Raw genomic sequence first — 12,935 nt, forward strand, 5'->3', positions numbered from 1 at the left:
AAGCCCGCGCCGTTGCCGGCGCGGGCTTCTCTGTCGGCCTGTGCGCAGCTTAGCGCATGATCATGCGCTGTTTCTCGCGATTTTGCGCATAGCTGGCCTTGTCATAAGGGGCCTGCGCCTCAAGCTGCTCCTTGGTGAAGTTCGTGTAGAGATAGCGCTTGCCGTTCTTGTCGGTCATGAATTTCAGGTTGTCCATGCCGACCGCCACCTCCTTCTCGCCGATGCCAAGGAAGCCGCCGACGTCGATGATGACTGCGTCGACCTTCTTGTCGCCGCCCAGCACGATATCGCCGATCTCGCCGACGTTGACATCGTTGGCGCCGTAGACGGTTGTTCCGACCAGATCCTCGGCCCGGATTTCGCCTATCGGCATTTCAGTCAGTGTGGACTTGTCGATCGACCCGGTCTTGGTCTGGTCTGCCGTCGTTGCGGGCGCTGGGGCATTTTGGGCCGTCTTACTGGCCTGGTCAGTGTTGTTGGTTGTCGCAGTGTTATCGGTCGTGGCAGTGTTGCTGGCCGTCACGGTAGGCGTGACGACGGCTGGCGCATTAGCCGCGGCATCGTTCGACGCTGTGGTCGCCGGGGCCGGATCATAGGGCTTGCGGTCGAAATCCGGCTGCGCCGTCAGCTCTTCCCTGGTGGTTTGGGCAACCAGCCAGCGATCGCCGTTCCTCTCGGCCCACTGCGCCTTGTCGAAATCATAGGCGACGTTCTTTTCACCTATGCCGAGGAAGCCGCCGACACCGATGACCAGCGATTGCGCCTTGGCTTCCTTGTTGATGACGATGTCGTTTACGTCGCCGATGTTCTGGGCGTCGTCGCCGGTACCGTTGTAGACGGTCTCGCCGATGATATTGGTGGCAAGATTGCCTTCCGCGCGCTTCACTGGCTCAGCCGGCGCGGCAGGCGCCGGGGTTGTATTTTGCGCGCTGGTGGAAGGGGCGGCAGGCGCCGCATTATCCGCCGAAGCTGGTGGCGGAGTCGGATCGTAAGGCCTCCGGTCGAAATCCGGCTGAGCCGTCAACTCATCCTTCGTCGTTTGCGCTATCAGCCAACGGTCGCCATTTCTTTCGGCCCATTGCATCTTCTTGTAGTCGAAAACGACGTTCTTGGTTCCTATGCCAAGAAAACCGCCAACGCCGATGACGACGGATTTTACCTCGCCGCGCTCGTCGAAGACGACATCAGTGATCTTGCCGATATTCTCTGCATTGTCGCCGGTGCCGTTATAGACCGACTCGCCGATGATATTGGTGACAAGGCTGCCCTCGGCGCGTTGCACCGGAGCGGCTGGAGCGGAATTCTCTACGGCGGGTGGTTGCGCCGGCGCCGGGGTCGTCGCCGACTGCGCAAATGCACCCGTCGCAATCAATGTTGCGACTGCTGTCGTGGTTAAAAGGGTGCGGATCATCTTAGTGTCTCCTCGTCGGTGATTTCGTGCACGCCGTGCCCGCCTGGCGTCACTGCGGGCGCAGCGTCTTCTGCATGTTCACAACGTTGTGACCACACTGTTGTTCCGAAAAAAGCCGTGGTGCACCCGGTGCGATGTCAATGGTTCTCGGATTCGCCGCGTTGGTCGAAAGGAACATTTTCTCGGCCGCCCCGTTCCACTCCCGGCTGGGGCTCCGTCCCGGCCCGATAGGTGCTGGAAAATGGAACGGCCATGCGGTTTGCAGCGGTGCTGAACAAGGACGGGGGCACCCTGCGCACCATCGATCTTGAGGCCTTCGCCAGTCGGATGCGCAGCACACTTGAGACTGCCGGCCACTCGATTGATATCGAAATCGTCGCCGGCAAGGATATCGTCGCCACGCTGGACGGCGTAGCTTCCAGGCGCGGCATCGACGTCGTGCTGGCTGGCGGCGGCGACGGCACCATTTCGGCCGCGGCAGCCCGTTTGATGAATGGGGAGAAGGCGCTGGCAATTCTGCCGGCTGGCACAATGAACCTTTTTGCGCGCGGCCTCGGTATCCCGCAGACCCTCGATGCGGCACTGAAATCGTTTGCCGACGGCGAGGTGATGGCGATTGACATTGCAACAGCCAACGGCCGGCCCTTCGTGCATCAATTCTCGATCGGCATGCACGCCAGGATGGTGCAACTGCGCCAGAAGATGGAATTCGGCTCGCGCTTGGGGAAGATGCGCGCCTCGGTGCGAGCCGCTTGGGCGACGATCAACAATCCACCGGCGATGAACGTAACGCTGATGATCGGCGAGGCCGAGATCAGAACCCGGATCACCGGTATCGGCATCACCAACAATCTGTTTGGCGAGGGCCACCTGCCCTATGCCGATAATCCGGCAGGCGGCGTGCTGGGCATCTATGTCACCGTGGCGCGGCGGCGCGGCGAATTGATCAGGTTCCTCTTTGACGTCGCCCGTGGGAAATGGCGCGGCAACGAGCATGTCGAAATCCATCAGGCAAACCGCGCCGTTTTGAAAATCCATTCGACTAACAGGAAAGTTCAGGCCGTCATGGACGGCGAACTGGTAAAGCTCGATCGCGAGACGACCGTCGAAATCCATCCGCGCGCGTTGAATGTTCTCGTCCCGGCGCGCGCTGTCGAGGCAAAGGTTGCCTGACGTGGGATGCGTGATGTGGGGTTGCGTGATGCAAACTGGCGCGAGCGATGGAGAGAACCTAGCCGCTGGGCGTGTTGCCCTGTTCGGTCTTCGGCGTCTCGATCATCCAGCCGTAGATTTCGGCGACGCCCCAGGCGATAAAAGCCAGCAACAGCGCGGCGATCAGGATACGAAGGACATGCCGACCCCGCCGCCCTTGACGGGCTTTGTTTTCAGGAATGGTTTTTGGCATTGTCTGGCTCCATATTTGGCGCCGGCAGGCGTAACTCGCGGGGCGTTGGCTGGTAACGGTCCCCCGCCGCGAAAGTTCCGGCACTGCAAGGCGGCAGACGGGCCGGTTGGCCTGACCAATCAGCGGAGCCGGCCTCCGGGGGCATAGTGGACGACAATAGCCAGAACACGCCGGGCCTGCCGGCCGATATTCGCCGTGTGGTGGGCGCCGCGGACCGTCTTGCCGTGCTGCACGGCCTCGACACGCTGGACGGGGCTGCCGACCCTGATTTCGATCGTATCGGCGGTCTTGCCGCTTCGGCTATGCAAACGACTGTCGCACTGATCACGCTGGTCGATGCTGAGCGGCAGTGGTTCAAGTCCTGTATCGGCCTCGACGAGACCGAAATCGCAACCGAGACATCGTTCTGCGCCTATACCATCGCAGCCGGCGACGTGCCGATGGTGGTGGCCGACGCGGCGGCGGATCCGCGGTTCAAAGCCAATCCGCTGGTCACCGGCGAGCATCATATCCGCTTTTACGCAGGCGTGCCCATCGTAGTCGACGGCGCGCTGATCGGCACGCTGTGCGTGCTCGACCGGAAGCCGCACGCACGTCCCTCCTCTGTCCAGCTCGACCAGCTGTCGGCGCTGGCCGGCCTCGCCGCCAGCCTGTTCACGCTGAAGGATGCAACCCGCAGTGCGGCGATTGCCAAGGCAGCACTGGTCCGAGAGGAAAAGCGGCGCGCTATCGCGCTCGACGCGGCTTCGCTTGCCAGCTGGGCATGGGATATCCGCAGCGACATGATCGACTGCGATGTCCTGCTGTCCGAATTGTTCAACCTGCCGAAGTCGAACAGGCTGAGGGCGCGCGACATCCTGACCGCCATCGACCCGCGCGACGTTCACCAGACCGAAACACGCTTTCGCGACGCGCTGACCGGCAGCGACGATTATTTTGGCGAATACCGTGTCAAAGGCCTCGATCCGCCGCGATGGATCGCAACACGCGGCCGCGTCATAGAACGCGACGGCGATGGCAAGCCGACGCTGATCTTCGGCGTCAACTACGACATTACCGAACGCAAGCTTGGCGACGAACGTCAACGACTGTTGCTGCGCGAGCTCAATCACCGCGTCAAGAACACTTTGGCAACCGTACAGGCGCTGGCGACGCAGACCGTTCGCCATGCCCGCCAGCCAAGCGAATTCCTCGAAGCCTTCAGCGCCAGGCTGCAGGCACTGGGCGTTGCGCACAGCCTGCTGTCGGACCGCGAGTGGCGCGGCATCGGCATCCGCGAGCTGGTGGAGATCGAGCTAAAGCCGTTCCAAGCCGCCGGACAATCGCGCATGGCGATCTCCGGCGCCGATGTCCTGCTCTCACCCGACCAGGCAGTCGGGCTCGGGCTGATCCTGCATGAACTGGCAAGCAATGCACTGCAATACGGGTCGCTCTCGGTTTCCTCCGGAAAGGTCGATCTCGATTGGAGGGTACAAGGCAGGAAGGGCGCACGCCGTCTGTTGCTGGCCTGGCGCGAAAGCGGCGGCCCGCGGGTTGCGCCGCCCGAACGCCATGGCTTCGGATCGATCCTGATCCGCCGCAGCCTGGCCAAGGTCATTTCCAGCGAGGTGATCCATGAATTCCGGCCGGACGGCGTGGTCGCGGAAATATCGATTCCGCTCGAAGATTTGTGATTTTGCGACCGGCGCCAGAATCGTTTGCCCCGAACTATCCCCTCCGAACTATTCACGTTTGCCGGTATCCGGATCATCGGAGCCGCGCTTCACGTTCTCGCGGTAGATGGCGTAGGCAGCGAGTGCTATCGCCGGGCCGAGAATCGCGCTCAGTCTGGCCTTTCCCGGGCCATCTTTGCCCTTGAGCAGCGCCGGCAGCACGGCGAGTGCCGCAGTGATGCCGATAGCCTTCATGTCAGCGTTGCGTCGCTTCGCCCGGCGCCTGGCGCGCGAGCCGGCCGACATCCGGTAGACGAGCAGGATGAGACCGGCGATTGCGAGAAAGCCGATCCCGAAGCTCAGGGAAGCTGCCATCGGCCCATAGCGGGCCGCCGTCCAGATATAGGCCGCCCCGACCAGGAAGCCGAGGCCGCACAGCGCTACGACCGCTGCGACCGAATAGACAATTGCAGCCACACGCACGCGTTGCACCGCCGCAATGGTTTCGCCCGAGGCGAGGCCCGAGATCAGCGATGCAAGCATTCCCATGCGTGCAGAACTAGCGGCGCGCGAGAAGCGCGAAGAGGAACCCGACGCCGGCGGCGATCGCCAGCGACGTCACCGGCTTCTCGCGCATATGCGCTATCATCTGCGCCTCGATGTCCCTGGCGTTGCTGCGCAGGCTGTCGAAGGCTGCCTCGCCCTGGGTTCGCAACTGCTCGACGCTTTCGGCGGCGGCTCGCCGCGCTGCCCCGTAGCCATGTTCGCCAGTTTTGGCCAACAGCTTGGTAAGTTGGTCGATGTCGGCCTTCAGTTGTGCGATGTCGGCCTCAATATCGGAATTCGTGCGGGCTTCGTTCGCGGCCTTTCCTGCGGCAGTCGCCATTGCTTCACTCTCCATGCTTTTGCTCGGTCGAAACGCCCGACAGACCCCAAGGTTCCGGCACGAACCTCTTCTAACCCTATCTCCGGCAGCGCGCGTTGCAAATGCCTTGCATGGGCCGAGGCCGACGCATCCGCGCCAGCGCGTCTTTTTTAAATGACAGCATGCCAAATAACGATCATGACTTCCCCGTTTCACGATCGAGACGAATTTAAGGAGATATTGCTGCGTGCGCGCATCACTTGACGGTTTGCGGATTCTTATCCTGGAAGATGAGTTCCTGATTGCCATGGATATCGAGCAGCTTTGCCGCGACTACGGCGCGCTCAATGTGGTCATCGCCCGTGATCTGACTGAGATCGAACAGCAAGACGTTGCCGCGCAGTTCGATGTGGCCATCGTCGACCTCATGCTGAGCGGCGTTTCGACGCTCCAATTTGCTTCGCGGCTGCGTGAAGCGGGCATCCCGTTCGTCTTTGCCTCGGGCTATTCGGATACGGACGAGATCAAGAAATCCTTTCCCAGCGTCAGACTGGTCACCAAGCCCTATTCGGGAGACGATCTCGTCGAGGCAGTGGCGGCGGCCTGCAGGCGAACGCATCTCCGCTGAGGCGCGGAGCGGTTCGAACACGCCGCGCTTCACGCAGCCGTCGACCCGGTTACCTGAGCCGAAATTGCGTCCGGGCCATACTCGTCTTCACCGGAGATCTTCAGAATTTCCTGCAGCCGTGTGCGGGCGCGGCTGACGCGGCTCTTGATCGTTCCGACGGCGCAGCCGCAGATCTCGGCCGCTTCCTCGTAGGAGAAGCCCGACGCGCCGATGAGGATAATGGCTTCGCGCTGGTCTTCTGGCAGCAATTCGAGCGCGCCGCGAAAGTCCTCGAGGTCAAGTTGGCCGTGCTGGGCCGGGTGAACGGCAAGCCTGGCCGTCATGACGCCATCGCTGTCCTGCACCTCGCGGCCGCGCTTGCGCATCTGCGAATAGAATTCGTTGCGCAAGATCGTGAACAGCCATGCCTTCAGATTGGTGCCGGGCTGGAAGCTTTCATGCTTGTCCCATGCCTTGACCAATGTTTCCTGCACCAGGTCGTCGGCCTTGTCGGCGTTTTGCGTCAGCGACACGGCAAAAGCCCGCAGGCTCGGGATCGAGCCGAGCAAGTCGGTCTTGAAGCCCTGGGAGACGGCCGCCATGCCTCAGTCCTTCTTTTGTACAGGTTCGGCTTTTTCCAACTGGCTGAGCAGTTGGGCGAAGCGATCCGGCACATTGTCGGAGACCAGCTCGTCGTAGTATTGTTTGAGTTTGCGGCCGATTTCCGAGTTCGGCCCAAGCGGGTCGCGGGAAGCAGCCCGGCGCCCGTTGCCAACGCCACCCATGGTAGCTTTCGTCATGTTCTTCATTTCGCCCTTTTGTCCCAGCCTTAAGCCGCCCTTCAACACATAACGCAAGGCAAGCGGCAGCCTCGTCTGGTTGCCCAACCCGCCCCTAAACGCCAGCCCATATATTTAGTTCCGCATGATCGGAACTTTTTCGCAGAACCCGCGTTTTCAACTCTGGGCTTGCGAACCGTTTTTTAGCTGTAACATGCAATCACGTCATATGAGGGAGACGTCCAATATGAGCCTATCAGCAACCATCGCTCCGCACCTGCCGTTCCTGCGTCGCTTCTCGCGCGCAGTATCCGGATCGCAGGAGAGCGGCGACGCGCTGGTCGCCGCAATGCTCGAGGCCATCATTGCCGATGTCGACATCTTTCCGAACGCATCGAACGACCGCATCGCGCTCTACAAGGTCTTTGCCAAGCTCTTCACCTCAGTGGCCATTCGCGTTCCGCAGGAGCATGCCCAGTCGGCATGGGAACAGCGTGCCGCGGCCAATCTGAATGCAATTGCGCCTCGCCCCCGCCAAGCCTTTCTGCTGGTGGCGGTCGAAGGCTTCAGCGAAGACGAGGCGGCGGAGATTCTCGACGTCGACGAACAGGAATTCTCCGAACTCCTCGCGCAGGCGAGCAACGAGATCTCCCGTCAGGTGGCAACCGACGTGCTGATCATCGAGGATGAGCCGCTGATCGCCATGGACATCGAGGAAATGGTCGAAAGCCTCGGCCACCGCGTCGTCGGAACGGCGCGCACCCACGCCGAGGCGGTGGCGATGTTCGGCAAGGCGCGGCCAAAGATGGTGCTTGCCGATATCCAGCTTGCCGACGGAAGTTCGGGCATAGCGGCCGTGAATGAGATCCTGTCGTCGACCTCGGTACCGGTGATCTTCATCACCGCCTTTCCCGAGCGCCTGCTCACCGGCGAGCGGCCGGAACCGGCATTCCTGGTTACCAAGCCGTTCAATCCGGACATGGTCAAGGCTCTTATCAGCCAGGCCCTGTTCTTTGACCGGCACGCGAAAGCCGCGGCATGAAACAGCGGGCGGCCGAACTGCGGCCGCCGAGACAGCCGCTCCCCAGGATCAGAGGGGAGTGACGCCGGCTCAATTCACTGGCAACCAACTGGGGCAACCAACTGGACCTTTCCACACACCGCGGCAATTCGGGCCCTGAAGATTTTCAGCATCGTCTTTTTCGGAAAATGGTGGAACAAACGGAGGCGAATCACGTTTTCACCGCAGCATTGGAAGGAGATCGATCATGCTTTACTGGGCGCTCGTATTTCTCGTCGTGGCGATCATCGCCGGTGCGCTTGGTTTCGGCGGCATCGCTGGCACCTCGGCCGGCATAGCGCAGATATTGTTCTTCATCTTTCTCGCCTTCCTGATCATATCGCTTATTGCCGGCCTGATCAGACGAGCGTGAATGCCAAGCGGCCATTCAAGCGAACACTGGAAGCCGCACCCCTCAAACGGTTTCCAGCCACCGCCGGGCAGTGTCCTCCAACGGGATGCCGCTCGGCGGACCGCTTTTTAAGGTTTGATACGAACCTCCTCCTTTTGGAACCCATTTTTCCGCGAACCGTTCAGCCCGACATGGGTTGAGCAAATTGACCGATGCGTTCCAGAGTCGGAAAAATGAAAGACCGCGGCCAGAGTGATGAGATCATCGCTTTGCATCCCGCCGAAAGCGGGATGCAGCTTGGTCGGGCCCTTCTCCATGCACTGCACAATGCCGGGATTTCCGTCCTGTACCAGGATCGCGAGATGAAGACGGTGTGGGCGCGCAACATGCGCGCGCCCTGGACTTCCGATGCCTCCGACAACAACGGCATCTTGCCGCCGGCGCAGGCAGAGCGTATCGGCGCCGCCAAGCACGACGTCATCGTCTCCGGCAATCCTCAACATCTTGAGCTCAGCGTGCCGGCCGATGACGGCGCCCGCTGGTTTCAGGTGTGGATAGACGCCGACCGCAGCGAGACCGGCGCGGTGCAGGGCGTCGTGACCACCATGGTCGAAACAACCGAGCAGAAACGCCGGGAGCAGACGTTGAAGGCGCTGCTGCGCGAAGTCAGTCATCGCTCCAAGAACCTTTTGGCCATCATCCAGAGCATCGCCACCCAGACGGGCCGTTATTCCGGCAGCATTGACGATTTCCTGACGCGCTTCCGGGGCCGACTGCAGTCGCTGGCCTCCTCGCAGGATTTGGTTACGTCATCCAACTGGCGGGGAGCGGCGCTGCGCGAGCTGGTTTCCGGTCAGGTCGGCAGGTACGGCGCGGATCCCTTGCACAGCCTACGTTTCCGCGGCGCAAATCCATATCTCAACCCCAATGCCGCCTTGCACATCGGCTTGGCCATGCATGAGCTCGCCGTCAATTCGGTCAGCTATGGCGCACTGTCGCGCAGCGACGGTTTCGTCGAGGTGACGGCCGATCTGACGGCAGCTTCCGCTGGCGAGCCTGCGCTGTCGCTGACATGGGCCGAAGTGATCGGAGCCAACGACAATCAGCGCAGTGAGAAGCGTTTTGGCAGCGTCGCGCTCGAACGCGTCGTGCCCACTTCATTGAATGGAACGGCGACCCTTGAGATCACCGGGAACCGCCTCGAATACCGCCTTGTCGTTCCTCACGGTAATTTCGAGACGGATTAACGAGCGGCGGTCGCCGCGCGAAGGCTTGCTGCGCATCGCCATCTTTAACCGACTGTTCACCATAAAGTCCGATCCTGTGCGAACGTGCCGATCCGCCGGATTGAGTTTGGCACAAAGTGAAGGGAATGGGCGTTGACGGCTGCCGACTTGAACAGACTGGAACAGGCCGCTCGCGTCTCGATGGGCGGTTTTCAGGATCCCGACGCGTCCACAGCGCCCGCGCCTCGTGCTTCGCCCCTGCGCTTCGCCGCCGTCGCGCTTATGGCCGCGATCGTCCTGACCGCCGCGTCCCAACTGATCTGAATCGAACTCGCCTCTGCTTGATCGCTTTGAAACCACTGCCCGAGTGCTCGGCCGTGCCCGTTCGCGGTCACCGACCTGCAGGGCAGGCCCAACATGTCGTCGCCAGATGCCTTGCCGTCGACCGGCGCTCGGGGACGACTATGACAGGATCGTCTGGAACGTGCGTCCCAGCGGCACGCTCGATGCGTCCTTGGAGATTTCCGGGTTCGTGGTAGCATCAAACGGCGCACGCCCCGAAAAAGACTATCTTAATCAACAATGAAATCGTGCAGGCAAAGGCCGTACTTTCATGCTAAATGGCGGCTGGAGCTTATTAAAGTGAGGACAAAAGTGAGGATGACTCCATGCGGAAGATGATTATTGCCATGGTTGCCGTGGTTGCGGTCAGCGGCTGCACCACCACGGAAGAGAACGTGGGTATCGGCACTGTGGGCGGCGCGCTCATTGGTGGCGCTGTCGGCGGCGGCAAGGGCGCTTTGATCGGCGCCGGCGCTGGTGCGATTGGCGGTCTGCTCGTTCGCCGGCTGCAAAATGGCTACTGCCAGTACAGAGATCGTCACGGCCGGATCTACACAGCTCGCTGCAACTAGTTTCGAGCTCCAGGCGAACAGCAAACGCGGAGGCAGGCCACCTGCCTCCGCGTTTGCCCTTTAAAGCGCTGTTGCGACGCGGCCCACGAGACGGGGCTTCAGGCCGGCAGCGGAACCCTGATTTCCACGTTCAAGCCATCTTCGCGAAAATCGCGCCTGATTGTGCCACGCAATTCGCGCGTGACGTTGAGATCGATCAGTCTGGTGCCAAAACCGCTCTTTGCCGGTGTCTCGAGCTTCTTCTGACCGGCCTCGCGCCAGTTGAGAGCCAATGTCCGGGTGCCGCTACGGGCTTCGAGCGACCAGTCGACCTTCAGCGCGCCGACTGAATTGCCGGCTTCGCCATGCTTCAGCGCATTCGTCGCCAGTTCGTGAAAGACGAGGCCGAGTGCCTGCGTCGTCTTTTCATCGAGAAGAATCTGTGGTCCCGACAGCAGCCCTTCAGGAAGCTCGCTGCCGAACACCTGGCCTAGCTCGATGCGCAGCAGGTCGCCGAGATCGGCTTTCTGCCAGCGTGAGCGCGTCAGCATGTCCTGGGAAGCCGCCATCGCCTGCAGCCGGGCCGAGAAAGAAGCCGAGAATTCCTGGACGTCGGTGGTGTGCGATGCTGTCTGGCGCGCGATTGCCAGCACCCGCGTGATCGAGTTCTTGATGCGATGCTTCATCTCCTGCAGCATCAGGTCTTTTTCCAGCAGGCTCTTTTCGGTCGTTTCGTGAAGCAGCGAGACCGCCTCATAGGCCCGCTCCTGATAGCGGGCCACCAGCGCGATGGCGCCCGCAAGCAGCAGTCCGAACAATCCGAGCATCACCGGGATGGCGCGCGAGGAAGGTTGCGAGAAAGCACTTGTCGGCCTGAACAGGACGACCCACGGCCGGCCGGCGACGGTGACCTTGCGGGTGACCAGCAGCCTGTCGCCGAGGCTCGAAACAGGCGGCGTTTCCGATTGGAACAGCAGGTTGTCGCTGTCCACCGTGCCGTCATAGATCTCGGTGTTGACCGGCAGCAATGGTGCCCGGCTGAGCGCAGCCTGGAACAGATCACGGGCGCGGAAGGCCGCATAAAGGAAGCCGGCAGTCGAGGATCTCGTCGCGTTCACGGCGTCCGGCGCGGTTTCGACATTGAGCCGGACGAAGACGAGGAACCCGGTAAAGGTCTGCGCGGCACCCGTATCCTTGCCGAACTGCACGAGCCCGCTGGCGTGCTGCTGGTCGTCGGCCATCGCCTTTTCGATTGCCTCGCGCCGCGCCGGCCCGGTGAACATGTCGTAGCCGATGCTGGATTTGTTGGACGGATCCAGCGGTTCGAACAGCACGATGGGCGTACGCCACGGTAAGTTCGTGTCGGGATAGATCGGATGGCTTGCGCCGTGATCGTGCAGGATGTCGCGCTCGACCGCCGCCTCGTTGCCAGTTTTCGCCAGGCGGAGGAAACCGATGCCGCGCAGGCCGGCGAAATTATTGTCGACGTCGAGCGCGTTGAAGAAAGCCTTGAACTCGCCCTGCGAGATACCGCCATTGCGTGCGTCGAACAGCGCCCGGGTCGAACGCAGCAGCGACAGGTCCAGGTCGATGCGGCTTTCGATCCGGTTAAGCGCGTCGTCTGCCGTCGCCTCGAATTTAATGCGGGCCGCCTCCTGGGTGGCAAAATAGGCAAAACCCGCCATCGTCAGGCTGATCAGCGCGACGGCGATAAAAGCGACGGTCGGAAAAAGCTTCTTCAATTGCTGATACGTCCCGTGGACGGTTCGGCATCTTTATGGGCAAGTCCTGACGCCAACACAATGGCAAGGCCAAAGCATGGTGACGGCTGGCACATTTTGGCGGCGTGTGATTAGCCGGCTAATTCTCGTTCATGCGGCGATCTTCAGCGCGCCCGGCCCCGGAATGGCGCCGGGTGGGCACTTGCCGAGGATGATCATGCCGAGCACCTCGTCCTGGGTGACGTCGGTTGTGCGCGCCGTTCCGACAACCCGACCGTTCTTCATGACGCAGACACGGTCGGCAAGCTCGAACACGTCGTGAATATCATGGCTGATCAGGAAGATGCCGATGCCGTCGGCCTTGAGCTGCCTGACCAGTTCGCCGACCTGCGCCGTCTCTTGCGGCCCGAGTGCCGCCGTCGGCTCGTCCATGATCAGGATGCGAGCATTGAACAGGATGGCGCGGGCGATCGCCACCGACTGCCGCTGGCCGCCCGAAAGCTTTACCACCGGCTCCTTGAAGCGTTGGAAACGCGGATTGAGCCTGCCCATCACTTTGCGCGCCTCGGCCTCCATGGCGACGTCGTCGAGCGTCCCCCAGCCGGTCATCAGCTCGCGGCCGAGAAACAGGTTGGCGGCCGCATCGACATTGTCGGCCAGCGCCAGCGTCTGGTAGATCGTCTCGATGCCGTACTTCTTGGCGTCGCGGGGATTGGAGATCGAAGCCTCCTCGCCGTTGACGAAAATCTGGCCCGCATCGCGCTTGTAGGCGCCGGACAGGATTTTTATCAACGTCGATTTGCCGGCACCGTTGTGACCGAGCAAAGCCATCACCTCGCCCGGGAAAAGGTCGACAGAGGCATCGTCGACGGCGCGAATGCCGCCGAAAGCGATGGAGATGTTGCGCATGTCGATCAGCGGCGTGCCCGTGGGAGCGGTTTTGTCTGCCATGATCGTTCCTCCT

Annotated in this window: 16 protein-coding genes; 8 read left to right on the top strand and 8 right to left on the bottom strand. The window is 61.6% G+C overall.

Going from position 1 to position 12,935, the window contains the following annotated elements:
* Positions 1-49 precede the first annotated feature (49 nt).
* Positions 50-1,411, bottom strand: a complete 1,362-nt coding sequence (locus tag NKH67_RS00965) for a PRC-barrel domain-containing protein (RefSeq protein WP_352471118.1) — start codon at positions 1,409-1,411, stop codon at positions 50-52.
* A gap of 252 nt (positions 1,412-1,663) precedes the next feature.
* Between NKH67_RS00965 and NKH67_RS00970 the strand changes: the two genes are divergently transcribed.
* Positions 1,664-2,584: a diacylglycerol/lipid kinase family protein gene (locus NKH67_RS00970; RefSeq protein ID WP_352471119.1), complete on the top strand. Its 921-nt coding sequence runs from the start codon at positions 1,664-1,666 to the stop codon at positions 2,582-2,584.
* 58 nt (positions 2,585-2,642) lie between these two features.
* Here the strand turns inward: NKH67_RS00970 and NKH67_RS00975 are convergent, their stop codons facing one another.
* Positions 2,643-2,816 carry a hypothetical protein gene (locus NKH67_RS00975; RefSeq protein WP_292659198.1) on the bottom strand — a complete coding sequence of 58 codons (174 nt, stop codon included), beginning with the start codon at positions 2,814-2,816 and terminating at the stop codon, positions 2,643-2,645.
* Positions 2,817-2,962: 146 nt separating this feature from the next.
* Here NKH67_RS00975 and NKH67_RS00980 point away from each other — a divergent pair, with 146 nt between their 5' ends.
* Complete coding sequence (locus NKH67_RS00980; protein ID WP_352471120.1) at positions 2,963-4,489, top strand: sensor histidine kinase; 1,527 nt, start codon at positions 2,963-2,965, stop codon at positions 4,487-4,489.
* Positions 4,490-4,537: 48 nt separating this feature from the next.
* Here the strand turns inward: NKH67_RS00980 and NKH67_RS00985 are convergent, their stop codons facing one another.
* Entirely contained in the window at positions 4,538-5,017 is a 480-nt protein-coding gene (locus tag NKH67_RS00985; RefSeq protein ID WP_352471121.1) for a phage holin family protein, read from the bottom strand.
* Between the two features lie 10 nt (positions 5,018-5,027).
* Positions 5,028-5,354: an ElaB/YgaM/YqjD family protein gene (locus NKH67_RS00990; protein ID WP_023678546.1), complete on the bottom strand. Its 327-nt coding sequence runs from the start codon at positions 5,352-5,354 to the stop codon at positions 5,028-5,030.
* A 286-nt stretch (positions 5,355-5,640) separates the two neighbouring features.
* Between NKH67_RS00990 and NKH67_RS00995 the strand changes: the two genes are divergently transcribed.
* Positions 5,641-5,961, top strand: a complete 321-nt coding sequence (locus NKH67_RS00995; RefSeq protein WP_502893706.1) for a response regulator — start codon at positions 5,641-5,643, stop codon at positions 5,959-5,961.
* Between the two features lie 29 nt (positions 5,962-5,990).
* Here the strand turns inward: NKH67_RS00995 and NKH67_RS01000 are convergent, their stop codons facing one another.
* Both NKH67_RS01000 and NKH67_RS01005 read right to left on the bottom strand, forming a co-directional pair.
* Positions 5,991-6,542 carry a sigma-70 family RNA polymerase sigma factor gene (locus tag NKH67_RS01000; RefSeq protein WP_023678544.1) on the bottom strand — a complete coding sequence of 184 codons (552 nt, stop codon included), beginning with the start codon at positions 6,540-6,542 and terminating at the stop codon, positions 5,991-5,993.
* Positions 6,543-6,545: 3 nt separating this feature from the next.
* Positions 6,546-6,749 (bottom strand): NepR family anti-sigma factor, encoded by a 204-nt coding sequence (locus tag NKH67_RS01005; RefSeq protein WP_023678543.1) that lies wholly within the window; start codon positions 6,747-6,749, stop codon positions 6,546-6,548.
* 217 nt (positions 6,750-6,966) lie between these two features.
* On the opposite strand from NKH67_RS01005, the gene NKH67_RS01010 reads away from it, so the two are divergent.
* The 5 genes from NKH67_RS01010 (at position 6,967) to NKH67_RS01035 (ending at position 10,271) form a co-directional block, all read left to right on the top strand.
* Positions 6,967-7,761, top strand: coding sequence for a response regulator (locus NKH67_RS01010; RefSeq protein WP_352471123.1), 795 nt, complete (start codon positions 6,967-6,969; stop codon positions 7,759-7,761).
* Positions 7,762-7,987: 226 nt separating this feature from the next.
* Positions 7,988-8,152 carry a DUF1328 domain-containing protein gene (locus tag NKH67_RS01015; RefSeq protein WP_023678541.1) on the top strand — a complete coding sequence of 55 codons (165 nt, stop codon included), beginning with the start codon at positions 7,988-7,990 and terminating at the stop codon, positions 8,150-8,152.
* 191 nt (positions 8,153-8,343) lie between these two features.
* Positions 8,344-9,378, top strand: coding sequence for a sensor histidine kinase (locus tag NKH67_RS01020; RefSeq protein ID WP_352451150.1), 1,035 nt, complete (start codon positions 8,344-8,346; stop codon positions 9,376-9,378).
* Positions 9,379-9,510: 132 nt separating this feature from the next.
* Positions 9,511-9,681: a hypothetical protein gene (locus NKH67_RS01025; protein WP_352471124.1), complete on the top strand. Its 171-nt coding sequence runs from the start codon at positions 9,511-9,513 to the stop codon at positions 9,679-9,681.
* A gap of 344 nt (positions 9,682-10,025) precedes the next feature.
* Positions 10,026-10,271 carry a YMGG-like glycine zipper-containing protein gene (locus NKH67_RS01035; protein ID WP_006328050.1) on the top strand — a complete coding sequence of 82 codons (246 nt, stop codon included), beginning with the start codon at positions 10,026-10,028 and terminating at the stop codon, positions 10,269-10,271.
* A gap of 98 nt (positions 10,272-10,369) precedes the next feature.
* Here the strand turns inward: NKH67_RS01035 and NKH67_RS01040 are convergent, their stop codons facing one another.
* Both NKH67_RS01040 and NKH67_RS01045 read right to left on the bottom strand, forming a co-directional pair.
* The gene (locus NKH67_RS01040) at positions 10,370-11,992 is read right to left on the bottom strand and encodes a CHASE domain-containing protein (protein ID WP_352471125.1); all 1,623 of its coding nucleotides are present in this window, start codon (positions 11,990-11,992) and stop codon (positions 10,370-10,372) included.
* Between the two features lie 129 nt (positions 11,993-12,121).
* Positions 12,122-12,922, bottom strand: a complete 801-nt coding sequence (locus NKH67_RS01045) for an ATP-binding cassette domain-containing protein (protein ID WP_352471126.1) — start codon at positions 12,920-12,922, stop codon at positions 12,122-12,124.
* Positions 12,923-12,935 lie beyond the last annotated feature (13 nt).

Origin of the sequence: Mesorhizobium sp. M0968 (genome assembly GCF_040319065.1) — a bacterium.
Classification (GTDB): Bacteria; Pseudomonadota; Alphaproteobacteria; order Rhizobiales; family Rhizobiaceae; genus Mesorhizobium.